The sequence below is a fragment of the Nocardia sp. NPDC050413 genome (genome assembly GCF_040655475.1).
Classification (GTDB): domain Bacteria; phylum Actinomycetota; class Actinomycetes; order Mycobacteriales; family Mycobacteriaceae; genus Nocardia; species Nocardia coubleae.
In genome coordinates this window covers 265,015-288,652 of the sequence record NZ_JBFAJZ010000003.1, presented here as the reverse complement: position 1 = coordinate 288,652, position 23,638 = coordinate 265,015, and the positions used below count along the sequence as shown (strand labels likewise).

Genomic DNA, 23,638 nt, shown 5'->3' with positions numbered 1-23,638 from the left:
TAGCGGACGCCCTGAACAGGAAGTAGATCCTCATGCTGATTTCCCAGCGTCCGACACTGACCGAAGAGGTTGTGGCGGAGAACCGCTCGAAGTTCACCATCGAACCCCTCGAGCCGGGCTTCGGTTACACCCTCGGCAACTCGCTGCGTCGTACCCTGCTGTCCTCCATCCCGGGGGCCGCGGTCACGAGCATCCGCATCGACGGTGTCCTGCACGAGTTCACCACCGTTCCCGGTGTGAAGGAAGACGTCACCGACATCATCCTGAACCTCAAGGGTCTGGTCGTGTCCTCCGAAGAGGACGAGCCGGTCACCATGTACGTGCGTAAGCAGGGCCCGGGCACCGTCACCGCCGGTGACATCGTCCCGCCGGCCGGCGTCGTCGTGCACAACCCGGACATGCACATCGCCACCCTGAACGACAAGGGCAAGCTCGAGATCGAGCTCGTCGTCGAGCGGGGCCGCGGTTACGTGCCCGCCGTGCAGAACAAGGCGACCGGCGCGGAAATCGGCCGGATCCCCGTGGATTCGATCTACTCCCCGGTGCTCAAGGTGACCTACAAGGTCGAGGCCACCCGTGTCGAGCAGCGCACCGACTTCGACCGTCTCATCCTCGACGTGGAGACCAAGAACTCCATCACGGCCCGGGACGCGCTGGCTTCGGCCGGTAAGACCCTGGTCGAGCTCTTCGGCCTGGCCCGTGAGCTCAACGTCGAAGCCGAGGGCATCGAGATCGGCCCCAGCCCGGCCGAGGCGGACCACATCGCCTCGTTCGGTCTGCCGATCGAGGACCTGGACCTCACCGTCCGGTCCTACAACTGCCTCAAGCGCGAGGGTGTGCACACGGTGGGCGAGCTCGTCGCCCGCACCGAGTCGGACCTGCTCGACATCCGTAACTTCGGCCAGAAGTCCATCGACGAGGTGAAGGTCAAGCTGCACGCGCTCGGCCTCTCGCTGAAGGACTCGCCCGCTTCGTTCGACCCGTCCTCCGTGGTGGGTTACGACGCGAGCACCGGCACCTGGAGCGATTCCGGCACCTTCAGTGACACCGACGGTGGCGAGCAGGACTACGCCGAGACCGAACAGCTTTAGATCACTGCGTCGACCGGGCACTCCGCAGGCTCCGCGCCTGCTGGGCACCGGCGACACTGATCTTCCTCAAGGAGAATCCAATGCCCAAGCCCAAGAAGGGTGCCCGCTTCGGCGGGTCGGCGTCGCACCAGCAGGCGATCTTCGCGAACCTGGCCACGGCGCTTTTCGAGCACGGTCGGATCACGACCACCGAGTCGAAGGCCAAGGCGGTCCGCCCCTACGCCGAGAAGCTCATCACCCGCGCGAAGGGCGGCACCCTCGCCGACCGTCGCGAGGTCATGAAGGTCATCCGCAACAAGGACATCGTGCACGCGCTGTTCGCGGAGATCGGCCCCTCGTTCGAGGGTCGCGAGGGTGGCTACACCCGCATCACCAAGGCGCTGCCGCGCAAGGGTGACAACGCGCCGATGGCCATCATCGAGCTGGTCCGCGAGAAGACCGTCACCAACGAGGCCGACCGCGCCCGTCGCGTCGCCGCTTCGCAGAAGACCGAGGCGCCCGCCGCCGAGGCCACCGAAGCCAAGGCCGACGAGGTCGTCGAGGCTCCGGCCGCCGACGAGGCCGCTGAGGACAAGAAGGACGCCTGATTCTCAGGAGTTCGACCGAGCCCGTCACCCCTTCGTGGGTGGCGGGCTCGTTCTTTTGCCAGTGTTGGTGAGGCAGGGAGGTTCGATGGACGAGATCGGGCAGGACCGGTCGCGCGTGCGGCTCGGAATCAGTTACGACGGCACCGATTTCATCGGCTGGGCGCGTCAGCCCGGGTTGCGCACCGTGCAGGGCGTGCTGGAGGAATCGCTGTCGAAGGTGTTCCGTGAGCCGATCGTGCTCACCGTCGCCGGGCGGACCGACGCGGGCGTGCACGCCGAAGGGCAGGTGGCGCATTTCGACACCACCGGCGAATTCGACGCCGACAAACTGATGTACCGGATGGCCCGCTTCCTGCCCAAGGACGTCCGCATCACCGATATCCGAACGGCACCACCGGAATTCGACGCGCGGTTCTCGGCGATGCGCCGCCACTACGCCTACCGCCTCACCACAGCCCCCTACGGTGCCGAACCGCTGCGCGCGCGCAGCGTGGTCGCATGCAAGCCGGGTGTGGATCTGGACGCCATGCGCGCCGCCTCCGGAAAATTGTTGGGACTGCACAACTTCGCCGCCTTCTGCCGCCGCCGCGAGGGCGCGACCACCGTGCGCGAACTGCAGCGTTTCGACTGGGAGCGTGAGGGCGACCTGCTCACCGCATACGTGAGCGCCGACGCGTTCTGCTGGTCGATGGTCCGCAGCCTGGTCGGCGCGGTTCTCGCAGTCGGCGAGGGACGCCGCACCCCGGAGTGGGTCGCGTCGCTGCTGTCGGAAACGGAACGCTCCAGCTCCGTGACCGTCGCCCCCGCGCACGGCCTGAGCCTGATCGCCGTCGACTACCCCGCCGACGCCGACCTGGCCGCCCGCAACGCCCAGACCCGCGAAACCCGGACCGTCCCCGCCGCGGAGGGCTGCTGCGGCGACTGACTGCCGGGCGGCCGATGCCTCCGCCGGTCAGGCCGCCGATCGGGCGTGACAAGGATCCTTGACCGGGGTGGCGCGAGCAACTCGGGAACTGGCGGGCGCGGGGGCATACGCGCTGGTAGGCTCTGGCCGGTTACGAGTCGAGCGGTCCGTCTGGACTACCATTGCGCCGCAGTCGATTTCAGGGAGTTATTGTGAATCCGCAGGACACGAATCAGGGTGCCATCCGCAACTCGCCGTTGTCCGCGGCGGTGCCCGAGCACCGGATTCCGCTCTACGACGAGGCGTTCGCGGCCGATCCGCACGGTGCCTACCGCCGGATGCGTGACGAGTACGAATCGCTGGTGCCGGTCGAGCTGTGGCCGGGCGTGCCCGCGACGCTGGTCATCAAATTCAGTACCGCGGTGCGGATTCTCAACGACCCCGCGAACTTCTCCGCTGATCCGAGGGCGTGGCAGGCGACCGTGCCACGCGACATCCCCATCATGCCGATGATCGAGTACCGGCCGAACGCGCTGCGTACCACCGGCAAAGGCCACACCCGCTACCGCGACGCCGTGAACGACGCGCTCGCCGGGATGGACCTCAATGTCATGCGCACCAGCGTGGAGCGATCGGCCATCCCGATCATCAATTCGTTCTGCACGGACGGGCACGCGGATGTGCTGCACCAGTACATCTTCCCGATGGTCTTCTCGGTGCTGTGCGAATTCCTGGGCTGCCCGCCCGAGATCGGCGCGGAAGTCGCCAGGGCCAATGCCGCGATGTTCGACGGCGTGGACACCGACAAGGTGAACACGATCATGACCAACGCCCTGCTCGACCTCACCGCGCTGAAGCGCTCGCAGCCGGGCGACGACATCACCACCCGCCTCGTCCAGCATCCGGCGCGGCTGACCGACGACGAGATGGTGCATCAGCTGGTGCTGCTGTTCGCGGCAGGCGTCGAGCCGCCGATGAACCTCATCGCCAACACGCTGCTGCTGATGCTGACCGATCCCCGCTTCACCGGCGAAGGCAACTCGATGCCGTTGTCGACCAAGATGGCGATCGATGAGCGCCTCGCCACCGACCCGCCGATGGCGAACTACTGCATCACCTACCCGCGCCAGTCCGTGCCGATCGACGGTGTGCTGCTGCCGGCTCAGCAGCCGGTCATCATCAGCATGGCCGCCTGCAATACCGACCCGACGATCAACACCGGCGATTTCCTCGGCAACGGCTGGAATCTGGCGTTCAGTGCGGGCGAACACGCCTGCCCCGCGCATGCGCGCCCGTATGGCGTGCTCCTGGCGCAGGACGTCATCGACCAGCTCTTCGATGTTCTGCCGGAGCTGAAGCTCGGAGTGGCCCAGGACGACCTCGTGTGGCGTCCCGGGCCATTCCACCGCGCGTTGTCAGCGTTGCCGGTCGTGTTCCCACGAACGGCGCCGCTGTCGCTGTAACGGCGTATCAGCCGTTGATGCGGCTCTCCCACGCGCCGGGCAGATCGTCGAACAGCACCGGCGCGCCGAGGGTCTCGTCGTCGAAGCCGAAGGAATCGAGCAGGGCCGGGACGTTGTCGGCGAGAGTGTCGATGGCTTCCCGCAGCTGCTGCTTGATGCCTTCGACAGCGGCGACGTCGAGGTAACCGCGGGTGAGGTACCACGCGGCATTCTGATCCAGGTAGTGCAGCGCGAAAACGTCACGCACGGCGGCGATTTCGGGCAGGTGCTCGTACCGGTGCAGCAGCTGCAACGCTTCCTCCGCGCTGTAGGCCTCGGCGAGTTCGAGCGCTTCCGGAATGACGGCGAGCCGATCCGCGAGTTCTCCCGATTCCAGGTGCCGCTGGGCTTCCTGCACGATCGTGAGGGTGCGCGCGGTGAACAGCCCGAGGCGGTCGGTGGTGACGGCGGGATCGTGCAGACCGGTCTGCGGCGGTACCTTGCCCGCGAGGTGCCTGGCCAGGACGCGACCGGCAACAGAGCCGAGCACATGGCAGTCGCCTTCGCCGGTGATGGCCGCGTGGCAGACGCCGATGTAGTCGGCGACCCGGTTGGCACTGAACATGCCCTGCGCGCCCATCTTGATGCGGCAGTGGGTCACCGTGTCCAGGGCGTGCAGCTGGATGAAGTGCTTGGCCAGCATCACCGAGACGACGGTGTCGCGATCGGTGAGGTCGCTGTTGGCGAGAGAGGTCTTGACCGCGTTGCCGAAGATGGTGCGCGCGACCGTGCCTGCCAGATCGGTGAGCAGGGTGTTGCGCACGTGCGGGATGTCGGCCATGACCGTCGTGGCGGTCGGCGTCAACGGCACCGCGCGCTTGGCGGCGTAGCGCAGCGCGATGTAGAGCGAGGCCCGCGCGGTGGCGTTCAGGCACGACGCGAGGGCCAGGCGGCCGACCGTCAGCTGGCTGATCGCGGAGGCGAACGAACGGCGCTGGCTGTCCTCGTCGTTCCAGGTCAGGACACCGTTGTCGTCGATGGTCGCCAGGTTTCCACCCAGCCAGGCGCTGCGGTCGACGCGGAGATTGTCGAAGCTGATGACCGAGTTGTCCATGATGACCAGCGGCTGCCGGTCGAGCTGGGTGATCGTGACACCGGGTGCGGCCGTGCCGTCGGCCACCCGCAGACGCGCGGTGAACAGGTGCACGCCCTGATCGACACCCGCCGCGTCGATGAAGCGGGCACCGACGACGCACACACGCGAGACCGGGATACCGACGCTCGGCATGAACTTGCGGGCCCTCGGGTTCGGGGTGTTGATGACGAACCCGCCGTCTTCCCACGTCGCCGTGGTCTGCATGAAGCCGATGTTGGAGCCGCAACCGTACTCGGTGAGCAGCATGACGCCGATCGCGGTGGCGTCGTCGAGGTCGTGCAGGTACGGCGCCGCCGAGTCGGAGTCGGTGAGCGTGGACAGCGAGCCCGACGCCAGGTTGAAGTGGCCCGAGATCAAAGGGATGAGGTCGGTCGCCAGCACCGCGGACCAGTCGAACAAGGCGAACAGCTGGGGGAGGTTGGTCGCGACATCGCTTGCCTTGCCGAGTTCCTTGACCAGGTCGCGCAGCTGGGCATAGGCGTTCTCGCGCCGCTGCGCTTGGCCCTGGTGCACGGTGATGGCGTAGTCGGGGTCGATCAGCAGTTGCTGCAACCGTTCCTGAAAATCTCGCTCACCGTGGCGGAGAAGTTCCGAAAGAGGGGTGTCTGCCGTGTTGCTTTGCGCCGTCATCATCGATCCTGCTCTCACGTGGGCGCCACGACGAACAGGTTCACGGCGCCCCTGAATACCGAAAATGCATTGTTGCACAGCGGATTACGCCAATTCTGTGAATCGTCACTTCACAACAGTCGGTGCAGGCAGACGCGGTCTTTCAGGATCGGACGAGTCGCGCGATGGCGTCGGTGGCTTCCTTGATCTTCGCCTCGGCCTCGGGTCCGCCCGCGACGGCGGCGTCGACGACGCAGTGGCTGATGTGGTCTTCGAGCAGTCCCATCGCGACCGCCTGCAGGGCCTTGGTCATGGCCGAGACCTGGGTGAGGATGTCGATGCAGTACTTCTCCTCCTCGACCATGCGCTGCAGGCCGCGGGCCTGGCCCTCGATGCGGCGCAGGCGCTTGAGGTAGTCGTCCTTGGCGGTGATGTAGCCGTGGCCGTGGTGGCCGGCGTGCTCGTCGGCGGGCGCGGTGTCGGGGGTGGGTGTGGTCACCGTGATCTCCTCGTGCGTCGGGCCCGCAGGCTGCGAGCTGATACCCCCCTAGGGTACAGTTTCTCGCCGGACTTGTCAGATATGGTCCCGGTGCTCCGCGCGACCAGGCCGGACGGGAGAATCAGCGGTATGAGTTCGCATCCCCGGCCCGCCCTCGCCGTCATCGGCGGCAGCGGTTTCTATGACTTCTTCGACAACGACGCGGTGCACGTCGACGTCGACACACCGTACGGCACGCCGAGCGCCCCGGTCGCGATCGGCGAGGTGGAAGGCCGCCCTGTCGCCTTCCTCCCGCGCCACGGCAAGCAGCACGAATACGCCCCGCACACCCTGCCCTACCAGGCCAATATGTGGGCGCTGCGCTCGCTCGGCGTGCGCCGGGTGTTCGCGCCGTGCGCGGTCGGCAGCCTGCGCGCCGACTGGGGGCCGGGGACCGTTGCGGTCCCGGATCAGCTCGTCGACCGCACCTCGGGCCGCCCGCAGACCTACTTCGACGGCGGCGGTATCCACGTCTCCTTCGCCGACCCCTACTGCGACGACCTGCGCGGCGCCGCGGTGAAGGCGGCCGGTGCAGGCCAGTTGCGCGTCGAACCGTCGGGCACGATGGTCGTGGTGCAGGGCCCGCGCTTCTCGACGAGGGCCGAGAGCCGCTGGTTCGCCGGGCAGGGCTGGGACCTGGTCAATATGACCGGGCACCCCGAAGCCGTCCTGGCCCGGGAGCTCGAAATGTGCTACGCCGCAGTCGCTCTGGTCACCGATCTGGACGCGGGCCTGGAGGAGGGCCAGGGCGTGCACGCGGTCGACGTGTTCGCGGAGTTCAAGAAGAACCTCGGCCCGTTCAAGGAGCTCATGCGCAGCGCCGTGGCGGCCGTCGACGGCACCGACACCTGCGAGCGCTGCCAGGTGCACGCCGGGGTGTCACTGCCCTTCGAACTGCCCTGAGACGGACTGGCTCAGCCTTCGAACTGCCCCGGGGCGAGTCGCACCTGAGCCAGGACGAACAACGGCGTGCCGTCACCCGGCGCGCCGGGCAGGGGTGACACCTCGACGTCGGCCACCAGCCACTCACCCGACTCGGTGGCCAGCCGCAACCCCGGCAGTGTCGCGTTCGTCGCCCCCGCCAGGATCTGCTCGCGCACCTCGAGGATCCTGACCCGGTCCTCGGGGTGCGGGATGTCGCGGTCGTCGACCTGGTGCCAGCGCACGCCGGGCAGCGGCTCGGTCACCCACCGCACCGGACGCGCCTGCACGGTGTCGATGATGGCCAGATACAGCCCGGGCTGGGTGTCGCGCAGCAATTCGAGGGTGGTCGCCTCGAGTGATTTCGGTTGTGGCGCAATGCTGTCGGTGACGTCGATCGACACCCCGCGCCACTGGAACCGGTCGACGGTCTCGTTGCGGGCGGCGATCAGCATCGACCGAGGCCCGATCCCGGAACGTATGGTGGCGATTCCCGACCAGCGACTGCCCGGCTCCGAGCGATTCAGCGCGGCAACGAGATCGAGCGCCGCGTCGAAGCGCTCCACCAGCTGGTACGGCTCGGCGCCACGGTATTCCCTCGGTTCGGCACCGAAATGGGCGCCGAGGCCGCCCGGCCTGCTGCGCACCCGGCGGGTGCGCGCATCGATCCGGAACGGCGAGACACCGAGCTCCTCGGTGGGCGCTTGCCTGCCCACCCACACTTTCACCGCATGCGGCGGCGAGCCCGGCCAGACCACGGGGACCGCGCGAAAGCGGTGCTCCGACCACGGTTTCCGCGACTTCGGCAACACCTTGTCGACCGGTTCGCCCGAGTCGTAGGCGGCCACGACCAAGGGCCGCAACTGCGCCGAGATCGCCCGCTCGTAGGACGTCCACTCGCGCGGCGTCGTGCCCGAAGTGAGCATCGACCAGGTATGCGCTTCCCCCAGTGTTTCCACCAACTGCCAGCGGTCGAGAATCATGAGCGTCCCCCTTCGTCACACGTCGCCGGAACATGAACGAACGGTGACCATCGTGCCTGATCCGCCCACTCGTATCGGCGCCGGGGCAGCATCGATAGGCTCAGGGTATGGATGAACCACTGCGGTTGGAGGTCATCGTGGCCAGCACCCGGCCCGGCCGGTTCGCGCCCGTGGTGGCCGACTGGTTCCTCGGGGCGCTGGCCGACCGGCCGGAATTCGAGGTGGGGGTGCTGGATCTGATCGATCACCCGATGCCGACCGAGCTCACCGAAACCCCGCAGGTCGAGGCATTCCGGGAGCGGCTCGGCGCCGCCGACGCCTTCGTGGCGGTCACCTCCGAGTACAACCACGGCTATCCGGCCTCGCTCAAGGCCGCGCTCGACAGCGCCAAACACGAATGGCGGGCGAAGCCGATCGGGTTCGTGTCCTACGGCGGGCTGTCGGGTGGATTGCGCGCGGTCGAGCAGTTGCGGCAGGTCGTCGCCGAACTGCACATGGTCTCGGTGCGCGAATCGGTGAGCTTCGCCCAGGCCAAACGTCACTTCGACCCCACCGACGGCGCGGCGGTCGACGCCCGCGAGCGGATGCTTCGCCAATTGGCCTGGTGGGGAACGGTTCTGCGGGAAGCCCGGCCGACCTATCCCGGCTGAGACGCCATCGCCCGCTGACCGCGTGGCTGACCGATGTAGGTCGACTCGCGCGGAATGGAGACCAGCGTGAGGTTCACCCTCGTCGTGCCCGTCCGCAGCACCACCCGGTTGCCGACCGCACCCGGCTGGTAGATCTCCAGATCGGGGCGGGAAGCGGGCCAGCCGTTGGGATCGGCGGTGAGGTAGATCGTGGTGACACCGGCGTGCGGGGCGGGCGCGAGCACACCGTCGACGATGGTCGCGGTGAATCCGGCATCGGACTGGTGTGTTTCGACCGCGATCGTCAACCGCTCGGGATTGCCGACGGTGGTCACCAGCTGCTCCCAGGCGTGAGCGCGATCGGTGCGGATCAGCACCCGCTCGCCGACGGCGAGCGCACGGAACACCAGCTGCTGAGCCAGGTACAGCTCACCGGCGACGTAGACGGTGGAGATACCGGCGCCGATGATGCGCGTCGCCACACCGTTGCCCTCCTCGTCGGAACCGAGCAGCTGCCCGCACCCGGCCGAGGGCAGGTGCAGCGCGCCGATGACGTCGATCGGGTACTCGGTGGTCGGTACCGTGTCGTCGACACCGGGCACCGCGATCGGCAGGTGCGCGAGCAGTGCGTCGCGGTGGCGTCCGTTCATCGAGATCATGCCCTTGGTCTTGGCCTTCTCGGGCAGTTCGCGCGCGGTCAGGCGCCAGGCCGCGCCCACGCTCACCGATTCGGCGTCGCTACCCGGGCGCAGCCGCACGGCGACGGTCGTGCCGCGCGACGGCGCGACCCACAGCTGGGCGAGCAGGTCCGAACCGAGCTGCGCGGGGTCGACCGCGCTGCCGATATTGACCGCGTTGCCGATCTCGGCGTACTTCCAACGCTGGGTGAGCGTGCGCGGATCGAGCCCGACGGTGATCTGCTGCACGGCTTTCCGGATTTCGGGAGCGGTGAGGATGCGGGCGTTGCAGTCGGCGTCTTCCAGCGTGCGCATGATGCGCTGGGTGGCGATGGTGACCGCGCGGGACGCGCCTTCGGTACCGCCGCCGCGTCGGGCCGCGGCCTCGGGGCACTGCACCGCGTCGAAGCTGATCGCCAGCCACACCGTGCGATGCGCGGTGGCGGGCAGCGGGCCGAGCAGCGACTCGTAGATCGCGCCCGCGGGTGTGCCGGAGCGGCTGCGGTGGCCGTGGCTGATGATGTCGATGCCGCTGAGCAGGATGTCGTGCTGGGTGAGGCAGGCGGCGAGTTCGGGCAGCGGCAGCAGGTGGGAGGCGTGCACGGCGGTCCGCGCGATCCGGGTGAGTCCGCCCTTGGGCGGCAGGACCTCGACCACGGTGACCACCCGGCTGCCGTCCCAGTACAGTCCGAGCGAACGGCCGTCGGCACCACGGAAATCCACGGTGTCGCCGAGGGTGTAATCCCGCTTGCTCGCGTAACCGCGGATGGTGGCGAGCCAGTCGAGGATCGTGCGCTTGCCGATCGGGATCAGCGGAACGAGCATCACCGCGACCGCCACCCCGAGCGACGGCAACGCGCCGAGGCCGACCACCAGCGCGACGAGCCCCGCGACGAGACCGAGGACCTGCGCGATGAGCAGATGCGGCAGCGAAATCCGACCGAACAGCGGACGCGGACCCGCACCGGTGAAGTCGGCCATTCGTTCCTCCCCCAAGTACCCGATTACCGATCGACCGATGGCCGAATGCGAACAAGTGCTGCCGGGAACTGTACTGTGTTGCCCGGACAAGAGCACTGTTCGGGGGAGGAACCATGCCTTCAAAACCCACTACGCGCTGGCAGGTCAGCGGTTACCGCTTCCTGGTGCGGCGGATGGAGCACGCCCTTGTACGGCGCGACGTGCGCATGCTGCACGATCCGATGCGCGCCCAAACCCGTGCCTACGTGGTCGGATTGGTTCTCGGCATCGTCGTTCTCGCCGGTTGCGGCGTGCTCGCCCTGCTCAAACCGCAGGACAAGATCGGCGACAACAAGATCCTGATCGGTAAGGAATCCGGCGGCGTCTACGTGGTGATCGACAATGTCGTCCACCCCGCGCTCAACCTGGCCTCCGCCCGACTGGCCGCGGGTGAGGCGGCCAAAGCGGTGATCGTCAAGGAGTCCGAACTCGGCAAGAAGCCGCGCGGTCAGCTCGTCGGTATCCCCGGTGCACCCTCGTCGATCCAGTACGACAAGGACGGCAAGGGCAGGCCCTGGTCGGTGTGCGACCGGCTCAAGGCCGACGGCAGCACCGACCTCACCACCTCCGTCCTCGCGGGCGCCCCCGAACTCGGCGACAAGGCATCCAAGGTCGACACCGGTAAGGCGATGCTCGTCAAGGGCAAGGACGCCACCTACCTGATCTACGACGGCAAGCGGGCCCGCGTGAAGATGGACGACCCGCCGGTCACCCAGGCGCTCGGCATCAGCGGCGAAACACCGCGCCCGATCAGCGAGGGACTGCTCAACGCGATTCCCGAGATGCTGCCGATCATCACCCCGGTCATCGACAACCCGGGCGGCACCCCGCCCTACAAAGTCGGCGGCCACCGGATCGGTGACGTCGTCCAGGTCTTCAACGAGCCCAACCAGAACTATGTCGTCCTCCACGAAGGACTGCAGGCGGTCTCGGCGTTGACCGCCCAGATCATCCGCAACTTCTACCCGACGGACATGCCGGGCACCACGATTCAGGCGACCGACAAGACCTTCGCCCCGCACGTGCAGACCCTGCGGGTCCAGGACTATCCCGCCGAGCGGCCGACCCTGATCACCGCCAAGGACCAGCCGGTCAGCTGCATCTCCTGGAAACCGATCGCCGGTGCCACCGACAACGACGACAGCACCGCTCGCGCCGAACTTTCCCTGATCACGGGAATCGACATGCCGATCCCGAACAAGGCCAAGCTCGTCGACCTGGCTCAGGCCGACGGTGTCGGCCCGAACGCCGACTCCGTCTACATCCCGCCGGGCGTCGGCGCCTACGTGCAGTCCACCGGCATCGAGCCCGACAGCCGCCGCAAGGACAGCCTGTTCTACATCGCCGATACGGGCGTCCGCTTCGGCATCAAGAACGCCGAAGCGGTGAAGGCCCTCGGCCTCGAGAACGTCACCGCCGAACCGGCGCCGTGGGCGATCATCGGGCTGCTCGCCGGCGGCCCGAGCCTCGGCCGTGAGGACGCGATGGTCGCGCACGACGGTGTCTCGCCCGATCCCTCACCCGCGAAACAGCCTGTCGCGTCGGTGAATTAGCCGCCAGGGGTTTCCCGCTCGGTGGTCAGCTCGGCCACCTCGGCACGCAGCGAACGCACCTCCTCGACCAGTTCGGCGAGAGTGCGTTCGGTGCGGTCGGCTACCTCGTCGACGGTTTTGAGCTGCTCGACCACCCAGCTGGTCATGGTGCCGATGGCGAAGGAGATCAGGCCGATGCCGAGCGTCATCAGGACCAGCGACACCAGGCGACCCTCGGGCGTCACCGGGTAGACGTCGCCGTAGCCGACGGTGGTCACCGAGACCGCCGACCACCACAGCGCGTCGGCGAAGGACTTGATCTTGCTGTCCGGTGCGCCGTACTCGGCATCGAAGAACGCCAGGCTGCACAGCAGCAGGATGAGCAGCGAGCTCGTCGCGACGAAGGTCATCAGCCGGGTGCGCGGTTTGGTCGCGCGGTTGAGGCTGTCGAGCAGCAGTAGTGCCACGCGCAGCAGTCGCAGCGGCCGGAACGGTGGGACCAGGACGACGAGCAGGTCGAGCGGGTGTTTGCGGACGAATCGACCACGGTTTGTCGACAGATACAGCCGCACCGCGAAATCCACCGCGAACGCCGCCCAGATTGCGATATCGGCCCAGATCAGGGTGACGTCGAGCGTGGGAGAGGCCTGGGTGTCGAGTACCCGCCAGGCGTAGATGAGCAGGAAAGCGATCGCGAGCACCATCAACGGCAGGTTGGTGCGCTGCTCCCAGCGTTGCCGCCGGGTGAGCGGGCGCTCGGTCGTCGTTGTCATCGCTACCTGCCTCGCTGGACTACACGTCTGAGCAGGACAGTAGCGCGCCCGGCCCACCGCCGAGGACAGTGCTGGACCGACGAAAAAGGGGCTGCCTGCCCACCGGTCGAATCCCGTTGGGCGGCAGCCCCGTCCGTGCGAAAGCTACAGACCGCGCACCAGCGAGTAGAGATCGGCGACCCAGAACACCAGCGGAAGCACCGCGGCGACGAAGCCGTACTCGATGAGTTCGGCGGCCCGGCGCATCGGCGGGGTGGCGGACTGGTTGGGCACGATCAGGCCGATGATCAGCGCGGCGACCAGGATCACCAGCGCGGCCCCGAACACGACGAGCGGCTGTTCCATCCCGACCGCGACACCGATCAGCATCAGCAGCACGATCGCCGAACCACCCGCGATCAGCACGACGGCCTGTTCGGCGCCCGCGTAGGTGCGGCTGCGGAACATCAGCACCACCGCGCAGACCAGGGCGAGCGCGATGCCGGGCCAGTACGGGTCGTCGGCGGACGGGTTGGTCGCGAGCAGCGCGCCGACGACGGTGACCAGCGTGGTCGCGCTGACCAGCCCGGCGAGGTAGTTGCGGGCCCGTTCCGAACGGGCGCGCAGGTTGTCGAGGGTCGGCAGGGCGCGGTGGTCGTCCGGGTCGTCCTCGGTGGGGTCGATCGGGGTGCCGGGGGAGGGGACCGGCGGCAGCGGCAGCTTGGCCAGCAGCATCGAAACACGCGGCGAGAGTGAAAGACCCGCGAGCGCGAGCGCCGCGACGACGGCGCCGATGGCCTTCACCGGCTGATCGGTGAGCAGACCGACCAGTGCGGCGGGAACGACGAACACCGAAATCGTGGCGGTACCGATGAACAGCGCGAGCCCCACCCCGGTCACCCGCCACGCGAGCACCGCCGTCGCACCGAACAGCGCGGCGCCGAGCAACAGATTCGCCCAGCCGTAGTGGTCGGGCACCAGCATCATGCCGCCGGTGAACGCGGTCGGCAGGGCGCAGCCGCCGAGGACCAGCGCGGCGGAGGTGTCGCCGTACATGCGGCTGAGCACGGTTCCGGCGATCACGCACAGCACCGCGACGAACAGGGCGAGCGACCCGCTCACCCAGAACGGCACACCGTCGGGGGCGGCGAGCAGACCGAAGCAGCCGACCAGCATCGTGAGCGCGGCGAGCACGGAACCGGTGATGCGCGCGGTCTTGGGGGTCCAGCTGCGGTAGTGCTCGGCGTCGGCGATCGCGACGTTGTACATGATGTCGTCGAACAGCGGCGTCGGCGCGGTGTGCGAGGCGCTCTCGAGCATCAGCAGCTCACCGTCGCGCACGCCGTGTTCACCGAGACTCAGCGAGTTCGAGAAGGGCGGGTGGCCGATGCGGGCCAGGACCCATTCGGCGGGTTCATAGCGTTCGCCGTCGTTGTCGAAGTCGTTGGAGCGGCTGTGCGCGGCGACCATGTCGACCACACTCGGGATGACGAGCGCGACCGGAACGTCCACCGGAATCGCCATGTCGACCTGTGTGTGCTTGGCCAGAATCGTCACCCGGGCAAGGTCGGGTGCGCGAACGATTCCGCGCGCGGAATCCTCTTCCACATGATCGAGTCGCGCGTGCGTCAAAACTCCCCCAACTCCGTCTCTACCTCGCGTTTCCGCTCGACCGGTCAGCGGTCGACAGTTTGCGGAACCCACCGTTCGGACAGCAGAATGCCTGACGAACCATACGACATGTCGGCCGCGACCTCTACACTGAGCCCGTCGCGAGGACAGACAGCGAGTAGTCAAGCAGGGGGAGTCTTCGACCATGAGCACAGTCCGGTTCCAGCGCCGTGCCCGGCGCGAGATGCCGCGCACGCCCGGTGGCGAAGTCACCCTCCAGCCGCCGCCCGAGATCCCACGCATCACCCCCGGAAATCTGCTGATGAAGCTGATGCCCGTGGTCATGGTGGTCGGCATGGTCGGCATGATGGCGCTGATGTTCACCCAGGGCAGCGGCATGCTGTCCAACCCGATGTCGATGATGTTCCCGCTGATGATGATCATGTCGATGGTCACCATGTTCGGCCAGGGAAACGGCAAGGGTGCCAAGGCCGCCGAGGCCAACGAGGATCGTAAAGACTACTTGCGTTATCTCGATCAGGTCCGCAAGGACGTCGACGAGACCGCCAAGCAGCAGCGCGCCGCCGTCGAGTGGAGTCACCCCGAGCCCGGCCTGATCTGGATGCTCGCCGGCACCAGCCGCATGTGGGAGCGACGCTCCGGCGACAAGGACTTCTGCCACGCCCGCATCGGCCTGGGTGGTCAGCGCCTCGCGACCCGCCTCGTGGCCCCCGAGACCGGTCCCGTCGAAGAACTCGAGCCGATCGCGGCGGTCTCCCTCCGTCGTTTCGTCCGCGCGCACTCCACCGTCCCCGACCTGCCGACGGCCATCGCGGTGAAGGGTTTCGGCACCATCGCCCTCGACGGCGACCGCGCCCAGGCCCGCGACATGACGCGCGCGATGTTGTTGCAGCTGTGCATGTTCCAGGCCCCCGACCAGGTGCTGGTCGCGGTGGTGTGCGGTCCCGACACCGCCCGTGAATGGGAGTGGACCAAGTGGCTGCCGCACACTCAGCACCCCGAGGTGACCGACGGTGTCGGCACCCAGCGCATGTTCTACGGCTCCATCCGCGAAGCGATGTCGGGCCTGCACCCGCTGCTCGGCAACCGGGTGCGTTACTCGCGTAACCAGCCGAACAACCCGAACATGGTGCACGTGGTGATCGTGGTCGACGGCGGTCTGCTCGAGGCCGAGGACGACCAGCTGCGCGAGTCCGGTTTCGAGGGCGTCACCATCATCGACCTGTGCAATTACGCACCGCGCCTTGCTGTTTCGCGCGGCATCAAGATGGTCGTCGAGAACGGTGAATGCCTCGGCCGCGGTGCCACCGGCAATCAGGAACGTTTCGCCACCATCGACCGCGTCAGCGCCGAGCAGGCCCAGCAGGCCGCCCGTCGCCTCGCCCCCTACCGCGCCGCCACCCAGCGCAGCAGCGATGTGGAGACCGACGAGTCCGAGGCCATCACCAGCTGGGCGCAGCTGATGAACCTCGGCGACATCGGCAACTTCAACCCGGCCAGCGCGTGGCGTCCCCGGTACGGCCGTGAACGCCTGCGCGTGCCCTTCGGCCTCGGCGCCGACGGTGCCCCCGTGGAACTCGACATCAAGGAAGCCGCCGAGAACGGCATGGGCCCGCACGGCCTCTGCATCGGCGCCACCGGTTCCGGCAAGTCCGAGTTCCTGCGCACCCTCGTGCTCAGCCTGCTCGCCACCCACTCACCCGACCAGCTCAACCTCGTCCTGGTCGACTTCAAGGGTGGTGCCACCTTCCTCGGCCTCGACGGTGTCCCGCACGTCGCCGCCGTCATCACCAACCTCGAAGACGAAGCCGACCTCGTCGACCGTATGAAAGACGCCCTGGCCGGTGAGATGAACCGCCGCCAGGAAGTCCTGCGTCAGGCGGGCAACTTCGCCAACGTCTCCGAATACGAGAAGGCCCGCGCCGCGGGCGCCGACCTCGACCCACTGCCCGCCCTGTTCGTCGTGCTCGACGAGTTCTCCGAACTCCTCACCCAGCACCCCGATTTCGCCGAACTGTTCGTGATGATCGGCCGCCTCGGCCGCTCGCTGCACGTGCACCTGCTGCTCGCCTCCCAGCGTCTGGAAGAAGGCAAGCTCAAGGGCCTCGAGTCCCACCTGTCCTACCGCATCGGCCTGAAGACCTTCTCCGCCAACGAGTCCCGCCAGGTCCTCGGCGTCCCCGACGCCTACAACCTGCCCAACTCACCCGGTGGCGGTTACCTCAAAGCCGACTCCGGCGAGATCCAGCGCTTCCAGGCCTCCTACGTCTCCGGCCCCTACGTCGGCGGCGGCTCCCAGCGCGAGGTCACCAGCGCGGGCATCGTCGGCGGCGAGATCGACGTCAACGCCCGCCCGTTCAGCGCCACCCACGTCGACTTCCGCACCTCCGACCGCATCCCGCTGCCGGTCGAGGCCGAGTACGAGCCGGAGCCGACGGGCGACGAGAACGACCAGGTGTCGAACCTGAACATGCTCGTCTCCCGCATCCAGGGCCATGGGCGTCCCGCCCACGAGATCTGGTTGCCGCCGTTGGACGAGGCGCCGACGTTGGATCAGTTGATTCCGCGGTCGATTCTCACGGGGGAGTACTCCGCCGCGGCCACCTTGCGCGCGCCGATCGGCATCGTCGACAAGCCTTACGACCAGCGTCGTGACCCGTTGATGCTCGACCTGTCCGGTGCACGCGGCCACGTGGCGATCGTCGGTGGCCCGCAATCGGGTAAGTCGACTGCGTTGCGTTCGCTCGTGATGGCAATGTCGTTGGCGCACACGGCCGAACAGGTGCAGTTCTACTGCCTGGATTTCGGTGGTGGCACCCTGGGCAGCCTCGAAGGCCTGCCGCACGTGGGTTCGGTGGCGAGCCGTCTCGATCCCGACAAGGTCCGCCGGACCGTCGCGGAGATGTCGACTCTGGTTCGGCAGCGAGAGAAGCGCTTCCACCAGCTCGGTATCGAGTCCATGGCCGAATACCGGCGCCTGCGCGCCTCCGACCCCAACAGCAGCCCCGCCGCGGCCGGTGCCCACGCCGACCCCTATGGCGATGCTTTCCTGGTGATCGACGGCTTCGGCACGATCCGCCAGGACTACGAAGCCCTCGAGCAGCAGATCACCAACCTTGCGCTGCAAGGCCTTTCGTACGGCGTGCACGTGGTGATCTCGCTGTCGCGGTGGATGGAAGCCCGCCCTGCCCTCAAGGACCAGATCGGCACCCGCATCGAGCTCCGCCTCGGTGACCCCATGGACTCCGAGATCGGACGCAAGTTCGCCTCGCTCGTTCCGCAGGGCAGGCCCGGTCGCGGTATCACGCCCGACGCCTTGCACATGCTGATGGCGCTGCCGCGGGTCGACGGCAGTTCGGACCCGACGGATCTGAGCACCGGGGTCGCGCACGCCGTCGACTTGATCGCCCAGCGCACCCCGGGCCGCCCGGCCCCGGGCACCCGCACCCTGCCCGACGAGCTCGATCGCGCATCCCTGCTGCGCGCGATGAACGACTGGCCCGCCGGCATCGACCCGTCGCGCCCGAACCTGCAGGTTCCGATCGGCGTCAACGAGTCCGAACTCGCCCCGGTGATGCTGAATCTCGCGGAGACGCCGCACTTCTTGGTGTTCGGTGACAGTGAGTGCGGTAAGACCGCGTTGCTGCGTGGCATCTGCCAGGGCGTGGTGGAATCGAATACGCCCGGGCAGGCGAAGATCATCCTCGGCGACTACCGCCGGACCCTGCTCGGAACGGTCGAGGGGAATCACCTCGCCGGCTACGCGCCGTCGTCGGAAGTTCTTACTCCCTTCGTCCAGCAGGTCGTCGGCATCCTGAAATCACGGATGCCCGGTCCGAACATCACCCAGCAGGAGCTGCGCGCCCGCTCCTGGTGGTCGGGTCCGGAGCTCTACCTGATCATCGACGACTACGACCTGGTAGTCACGTCGTCGGGTAATCCGCTGACGCCTCTGGTGGAATACATCCCGCACGCGAAGGACATCGGTTTCCACCTGATCATCGCCCGTCGCTCGGGTGGCGCGTCGCGCGCCCTCTACGAGCCGGTCATCTCCCGCATGCGTGATGTCGGCTGCATCGGCATGGTGATGAGCGGTAGCCGCGACGAAGGCCAGCTCTTCGGCAATATCCGCCCGAGTGCGATGCCTCCTGGCCGAGGCACTCTGATCACCAGAAATGCGATCGACCTGGTGCAGGTGGCATGGTCGCCGGCGTTGTGAGCGTCATTGACGTAGTAATCGGCGGTGCGCGCATCTGGGCGCGCACCGCTGCCCACCACGCTGATGTGCTCCCTTCGGTACTGCCCGTTCAGGGCGGGATCGCGGTCGGAGCTCCCGTCGGGGCCGAGCAGCCGTCGGCACCTGTGTTGACCATGGCCGACGCGGCATGGATCGGATTCAGTCCGACACCGGTGTCGATGCTCGAAGCTGTGAATGCGGTGGTCGATCAGCTGTTCTCCGGGCTGAGTCCGATAACTCCAGGCTCGGCAATCGCTGTGGCACACCCTGGTTCGTGGTCCTCGGCGCAGCGCGGTGTCTTCGAGAACTCGCTCGCCAGGCATTCGAGTGCTGTGACGCTCGAGCCGCTCGCCACGCGCGTCGCTTCGTTGCGGCAAGCCTTGGCTTCCTCCGAACTGATTGTCGTGGTGGAGGTCGAGCCCCTCCACCTCACGGTCAGTGCCGTCACGCGCGCTCACGATCAGGTGCGGCTCACCGCATGCGAGCACGATCCGACCTTGGGCGCAGAGGAACTGGACGAAGCGGCCTTCGAACGTCTGGCCTCGATGATCCGTCAGGTCGTGGAGGGCCACCGCCCGTCGACCGTGATCGTGATCGGACAGCACGACGGTTCGCTGGATGAGCAGCTCCGCGATTTCGTATCCGAGCTCTGGACCGCTCAGCCACCGTTGGTGCAGTCGTCGGCGTTCACCGCCCTGCTCCCTCCGCAACCCCGCACAAATGGCGCACAAGGCTCGCCAGGCCAACCGAACCGCCGGGATTGGGTCGGAACCTTGCGTGAGCGCGCAGCGGTGTCAGCGCCCAGCCCACGCGCCGGGATGGCGAAAGTTGTTGCGGCGGCCGTAGTTGTACTCGTTCTGGTCTCGTTGGGCGTCGTCGGCCTCATAGCGGTCGATGGCGGTGACGGGGAGGCTTCGGCGGCCGAAGCCGCGCTGACGACAACCACCTCGAGCCCCACTCAGCGACCGCCGACAACACAATCTGTGCCGCTGTCCAGCCGACCGGCAACACCTTCACCCAACCATGTGATGGGCCGCGTCTCCTTCGATATCCCCGCGAACTGGCAGCTCGCGGCGGTTTCGACCCCGGAACGAGCGGTACTGACACCGAAGTCCGCGGCGGCGGCCCGAATCACTGTGACGTACAACACTGTTGCAGATCTCGCCGGATATGATGAAGTGCTAAGGGACATCACGTCACGAATCGAGCGGGCACAGCCTGGTCGCTTCACTACACCGGAACGTGACGTGGTGTTCGCTGGGCGCCGGGGGATCGGCTACCAAGAACTTCCTGGTGACGGGTCCGTCGTCAGGTGGTATGTCCTGCTAGACCATGGTGTCCAAACCAATGTTGGTTGCCAGCATGGAACAGAAGGATGGGGGACTGTCGGATCAGCGTGCGAGGACGTGATGAGATCTGTCGCAATCACGCCGTAGATCCAGGAAATTTTCTCCGAAATGACGGAACCGAACACACCGTCGGTGCGTCCAACCAATATGAAGGGCTCAGATCGCCACCAGGGGGGTCTGGTCCACCGCTGACCACGAAGGAGCCAGAAGATGGGATTCAACGCAACTCCTGCGGAGATCCAGGCGTTCTCCACCAGGATGAAGGACAAGCACGACGCGATCCAGGGGATGATCACGCGGGCCGAGGGGCATGCGAGCGACGTCAATAGTCCTGCGTTCCAGGGTGCTGCGGGCCAGGCCTTCCAGAATTCGATGCAGGAGTACCTCGCCAACGCGAAGAAGTTGAACGACGCTCTGTACCAGGCGTCCGACACCGTTTCGACGATTGCTTCCACGATCGATGACAAGGAAGTCGAGAATGCTCAGCAGATCATTCAAAGCGGCCAGCTGAACATGGACGCCTAGGTCCTCCACTTCTATAGATCTCTCTCGAAAGGAACACAATGGCTGACATCGGTAACATTAGGTACGACTTCGCCGCGATTGATGACGCTGGTTCGGGTCTGAAGGCGCAGGCGCAGAACATCACCACCGCTCTGCAGGACTACGAGAACGAGTTCCAGCGCTTCATCGAGGAGAACTGGTCCGAGGGTGAGGGTTCGGCTGCGTTTACGATCATGCAGACGAAGTGGTCGCAGGACTCGCTCAACCTGAATGCGAGCCTCCAGAAGATCGGTGCGACGACCCTGTCCGGTGCCGAGAGCATGCGCGCCACTGACGCACGCCTGGCGGCGATGCTGGCGCAGTAGCCTCTGAATTGACGAGCGGGTGGGTTCGGCACGGCCGGAACCACCCGCTCGTTGTTTGGTGGATCCGACGGGGAGACCTCGAGTCTCGTACCCGGCGCTGCTCGCAGCTCCTGTCAAGTTCTCCTCTCAGGAGGCTCTCTCAGGAGGCTATGGACGCTATGCGGCGAGTCAAGCAGCTGAAGAGTTCAATTTCGAATCGGCGGAACCAATTGCGCCGCGAATCTTTTTCGCCATATTAAGAAGGCGCGCTGAGTGCTTATCTGACTTCTTAGGGCCCACTGCTGGCGTAGTGGGTCGCCTTTGTTGGATGGCCAGTTGTTTACACCGACCGTCCTGCTCCTACTCGGTTAGGAGGAGGTACTGTGCCGCAGCACGCTGGTAGACGTCCTGAAGATTTGCACCACCGACTCGAACCAAGTACCTGCCTACCGTGAACCTGCAGCTTGGCGGGATGGAACGGTCGGTGTCGCCGACATTGCAGAGCGCTGACGGCATATTTGGCGGCGCGTCAGCCACTTTCATGGGTGCCCCAGATGAAAGCGCATCGCTTCCGAATGCGGCTGCGAGTCGCTCGGCGCCAGCTGAGTCTTTGGCCCTGTAGACAAAGGCGCCACTCCACACGATGTAGTCCACGCCCGCGTCTTTGTATGCGGCGGACACCACCACTGGCTTTTGAGCTTGCGCGACAGCAACATGGGTGGGAATTACACCATTGCGGCTGGTGAACTTCTCTGCTGGAAGAGTGCGACTAAGCATTCCGTCGACATCCAATGGAAGACGAGATATCTCGTTGATCGGAGTTCGAATGTATCCTGATAGCCGTTCAATTTGAGCGTCGTAGAACTTTTCGATGATCTCGGCATTGTCGAGTGGGTCGAACGGTCGACTAACTGGATCCCTGATCTGCAGGTAGAGAACCATGTCATCCTGGACAAGCCAAGAATGCATCTTGGCGGTTACGGATGGCTCAGCTTGGGTCACTTTCGTGTACGCGTCGCCATACTTTGCTAACGAATACGCTGTGCCCGGAGCGAGTGTTGACATTTTGATCGCCGCGTTTCGGGCACTTTCGGGTGTATCGAATCTGACTGTGTACGTGTCAATAATTCTACCCATGTTCATTTCTAATCGGCGGGTGCCGTGGGTGCGCCACCCAGCAACCAAGCCCGGGAATTCATTTGAAAAGTTCTTACGTTCCAGCTTGATTCCGACTTCGTCGGGGTAGGGTGGTTCATCTGGCGTTATTATTTGGCTTCGGTTGTAATCGGGGCCGTACGCAAATCTGCTGTCGTATTCGAACGGGATCGGGGTCACGGCGCCGATGCGGATAGCTTCGCGGATCGAACCGGAGGAAGCGTTGCGTAGGGTCTCCACATCAAAAGGGGTAGTCGCGTAGTTCCCCGCATCCAGCTTAGCTGTGTCGATCGCTGGTGCGGATGTCGCCTTGTCGTTACTGCAGGCTCCGGTGTAAACCAGAAGCACAGTAGCGATCGCTGCGAATCGTTTCTGCATCGCTTACTCGCACTTCTCCAGGATTATGTATTGGGCCGCTGTACGCTCCTGGAGGCCGCTGTCGAGATGCGTAAATCCGGTGGACCTGCCTGAAATAACAGCGACATATCTGCCATGTACGACAGCACACAGGGCGTTGTCTTCGTTGTCATCGATGCTATCGAACCGAACGCATTGTGCGTCCGCGATCCCTGGTGGAGGGTCAAGGGCAGTGTCGTCTTTCCCCCTGCGTGACAGGAAAGTCTGCAGGCTGAAAGCTCCTTCCACATCCCGTGTTCTGAACACGATACTAGCCCGCTTTCCGACGAGATCAACGCCAGATTTCTCAAATTCGTTCTTGGCATCCACAGGGTTTCTCTGGAAGTGCAGGATCCCGGCAGGCAGGTAAACTCCGAAATCGTCAGTGGAAATGATCGTGTCTCTGTTGTCGCGGTCCATTGTTCGCCTGACGATGTTGTCAGGGTCAAGGGGTGTATCGAGGACATCGTCCAGGGGTATCGGGCGCTGTGAATCCAGTGCTTGTTTCTGAACATCGAGCGCGGCGTCCACTTCGGAAATCAGGTCATCGATATTGCCGGCTTGTTCCTTTACGCTGACCAGAACGACGTATGGCCCGTGCTTCTGCCAAGTATCTATCTGCGAATTCCCGAGAGCCGACGAATAAGTACCGGGATTTCCGGGTATCACGGTGCTGTCGCGTTCGCCTGACGCCATTGAAATCCTATTGAGCTCCGCAGCTGCACGGTCGCTTTCTAGTTCGGATTCGAACTGCAGAATTGCGACGCTGATTTCCTTGGGGTTTCGCACACTTCCGTTGTCTCGAACGGAAGCAGCTCCGGCAATGAACTTGACATTGTCTTTTGTCACACTCTTGTGTTCATCCAGAATTCCTGCAGAGACTGGTATCCCTACATGAGTTGCGAACACGGCGGTGGTCCCTGGATTGTGCACGTCCGGATCTATGTCGGAAGGCTGGATCAGGTAATTGAGTATGCGACGGGCCTCGATTAGACGGACACTATCTGGCTCATCGACACCGGTATTCAACTTGAAGGGCGTGGGATCGGTCTGGAACGGTCCTGCTCGAAGTTTGGTCACGTCGACCGTCGTGGTTCCGGGTTGCGGTGTACCGACGACTGTTGAACCACATCCGGTGCAAAGTGCCACGGCCCCGGCAATGGCCGACGATCGCAGGACG

Annotated in this window: 19 protein-coding genes; 11 read left to right on the top strand and 8 right to left on the bottom strand. The window is 65.8% G+C overall.

What is annotated here, in order from left to right; all coding sequences use genetic code 11:
- Positions 1-32: 32 nt before the first annotated feature.
- From AB0I19_RS11130 to AB0I19_RS11115, 4 genes are all read left to right on the top strand, one after another.
- Complete coding sequence (locus tag AB0I19_RS11130) at positions 33-1,091, top strand: DNA-directed RNA polymerase subunit alpha (protein WP_022567324.1); 1,059 nt, start codon at positions 33-35, stop codon at positions 1,089-1,091.
- 80 nt (positions 1,092-1,171) lie between these two features.
- The gene (gene rplQ / locus AB0I19_RS11125) at positions 1,172-1,678 is read left to right on the top strand and encodes a 50S ribosomal protein L17 (RefSeq protein WP_067641200.1); all 507 of its coding nucleotides are present in this window, start codon (positions 1,172-1,174) and stop codon (positions 1,676-1,678) included.
- An 85-nt stretch (positions 1,679-1,763) separates the two neighbouring features.
- Entirely contained in the window at positions 1,764-2,603 is an 840-nt protein-coding gene (gene truA / locus AB0I19_RS11120) for a tRNA pseudouridine(38-40) synthase TruA (protein ID WP_357147266.1), read from the top strand.
- A gap of 191 nt (positions 2,604-2,794) precedes the next feature.
- Positions 2,795-4,045, top strand: coding sequence for a cytochrome P450 (locus tag AB0I19_RS11115; protein ID WP_357147263.1), 1,251 nt, complete (start codon positions 2,795-2,797; stop codon positions 4,043-4,045).
- Between the two features lie 7 nt (positions 4,046-4,052).
- Here AB0I19_RS11115 and AB0I19_RS11110 read toward each other — a convergent pair whose 3' ends face one another.
- Both AB0I19_RS11110 and AB0I19_RS11105 read right to left on the bottom strand, forming a co-directional pair.
- On the bottom strand, positions 4,053-5,810 hold the full coding sequence (locus AB0I19_RS11110; RefSeq protein WP_357147261.1) for an acyl-CoA dehydrogenase: 1,758 nt from the start codon (positions 5,808-5,810) through the stop codon (positions 4,053-4,055).
- A 142-nt stretch (positions 5,811-5,952) separates the two neighbouring features.
- On the bottom strand, positions 5,953-6,288 hold the full coding sequence (locus tag AB0I19_RS11105; protein ID WP_067641208.1) for a metal-sensitive transcriptional regulator: 336 nt from the start codon (positions 6,286-6,288) through the stop codon (positions 5,953-5,955).
- A 129-nt stretch (positions 6,289-6,417) separates the two neighbouring features.
- Between AB0I19_RS11105 and AB0I19_RS11100 the strand changes: the two genes are divergently transcribed.
- Positions 6,418-7,230, top strand: a complete 813-nt coding sequence (locus AB0I19_RS11100) for an S-methyl-5'-thioadenosine phosphorylase (RefSeq protein ID WP_357147258.1) — start codon at positions 6,418-6,420, stop codon at positions 7,228-7,230.
- Positions 7,231-7,241: 11 nt separating this feature from the next.
- Here AB0I19_RS11100 and AB0I19_RS11095 read toward each other — a convergent pair whose 3' ends face one another.
- A complete protein-coding gene (locus tag AB0I19_RS11095) occupies positions 7,242-8,231 on the bottom strand; it encodes a GAF domain-containing protein (protein ID WP_357147255.1) in 990 nt (329 codons plus the stop codon).
- Between the two features lie 107 nt (positions 8,232-8,338).
- Between AB0I19_RS11095 and AB0I19_RS11090 the strand changes: the two genes are divergently transcribed.
- On the top strand, positions 8,339-8,881 hold the full coding sequence (locus AB0I19_RS11090; RefSeq protein ID WP_357147252.1) for an NAD(P)H-dependent oxidoreductase: 543 nt from the start codon (positions 8,339-8,341) through the stop codon (positions 8,879-8,881).
- On the opposite strand, the gene eccE is transcribed toward AB0I19_RS11090, so the two are convergent.
- Positions 8,869-10,518 (bottom strand): type VII secretion protein EccE, encoded by a 1,650-nt coding sequence (eccE, locus tag AB0I19_RS11085; RefSeq protein WP_357147249.1) that lies wholly within the window; start codon positions 10,516-10,518, stop codon positions 8,869-8,871. The two genes, AB0I19_RS11090 and eccE, sit on opposite strands and share 13 nt — an antisense overlap.
- A 113-nt stretch (positions 10,519-10,631) precedes the next feature.
- Between eccE and eccB the strand changes: the two genes are divergently transcribed.
- A complete protein-coding gene (eccB, locus tag AB0I19_RS11080) occupies positions 10,632-12,110 on the top strand; it encodes a type VII secretion protein EccB (protein ID WP_357147247.1) in 1,479 nt (492 codons plus the stop codon).
- Here the strand turns inward: eccB and AB0I19_RS11075 are convergent.
- Entirely contained in the window at positions 12,107-12,862 is a 756-nt protein-coding gene (locus AB0I19_RS11075; RefSeq protein WP_357147244.1) for a potassium channel family protein, read from the bottom strand. The two genes, eccB and AB0I19_RS11075, sit on opposite strands and share 4 nt — an antisense overlap.
- 144 nt (positions 12,863-13,006) lie before the next feature.
- A complete protein-coding gene (gene eccD, locus AB0I19_RS11070; protein WP_357147242.1) occupies positions 13,007-14,473 on the bottom strand; it encodes a type VII secretion integral membrane protein EccD in 1,467 nt (488 codons plus the stop codon).
- A 184-nt stretch (positions 14,474-14,657) separates the two neighbouring features.
- Between eccD and eccCa the strand changes: the two genes are divergently transcribed.
- The 4 genes from eccCa (at position 14,658) to AB0I19_RS11050 (ending at position 20,928) form a co-directional block, all read left to right on the top strand.
- Positions 14,658-18,692: a type VII secretion protein EccCa gene (eccCa, locus tag AB0I19_RS11065; protein ID WP_357147239.1), complete on the top strand. Its 4,035-nt coding sequence runs from the start codon at positions 14,658-14,660 to the stop codon at positions 18,690-18,692.
- Entirely contained in the window at positions 18,674-20,146 is a 1,473-nt protein-coding gene (locus AB0I19_RS11060) for a type VII secretion-associated protein (RefSeq protein WP_357147236.1), read from the top strand. Before eccCa ends, AB0I19_RS11060 begins: the two co-directional genes overlap by 19 nt.
- Positions 20,147-20,269: 123 nt before the next feature.
- On the top strand, positions 20,270-20,584 hold the full coding sequence (locus AB0I19_RS11055; RefSeq protein ID WP_357147234.1) for a WXG100 family type VII secretion target: 315 nt from the start codon (positions 20,270-20,272) through the stop codon (positions 20,582-20,584).
- 38 nt (positions 20,585-20,622) lie between these two features.
- Entirely contained in the window at positions 20,623-20,928 is a 306-nt protein-coding gene (locus AB0I19_RS11050) for a WXG100 family type VII secretion target (protein ID WP_357147231.1), read from the top strand.
- 339 nt (positions 20,929-21,267) lie between these two features.
- Here AB0I19_RS11050 and AB0I19_RS11045 read toward each other — a convergent pair whose 3' ends face one another.
- Together AB0I19_RS11045 and AB0I19_RS11040 are read right to left on the bottom strand one after the other, a co-directional pair.
- Positions 21,268-22,440, bottom strand: a complete 1,173-nt coding sequence (locus AB0I19_RS11045; RefSeq protein ID WP_357147228.1) for a hypothetical protein — start codon at positions 22,438-22,440, stop codon at positions 21,268-21,270.
- Between the two features lie 3 nt (positions 22,441-22,443).
- Positions 22,444-23,538, bottom strand: a complete 1,095-nt coding sequence (locus AB0I19_RS11040) for a hypothetical protein (protein ID WP_357147225.1) — start codon at positions 23,536-23,538, stop codon at positions 22,444-22,446.
- Positions 23,539-23,638 lie beyond the last annotated feature (100 nt).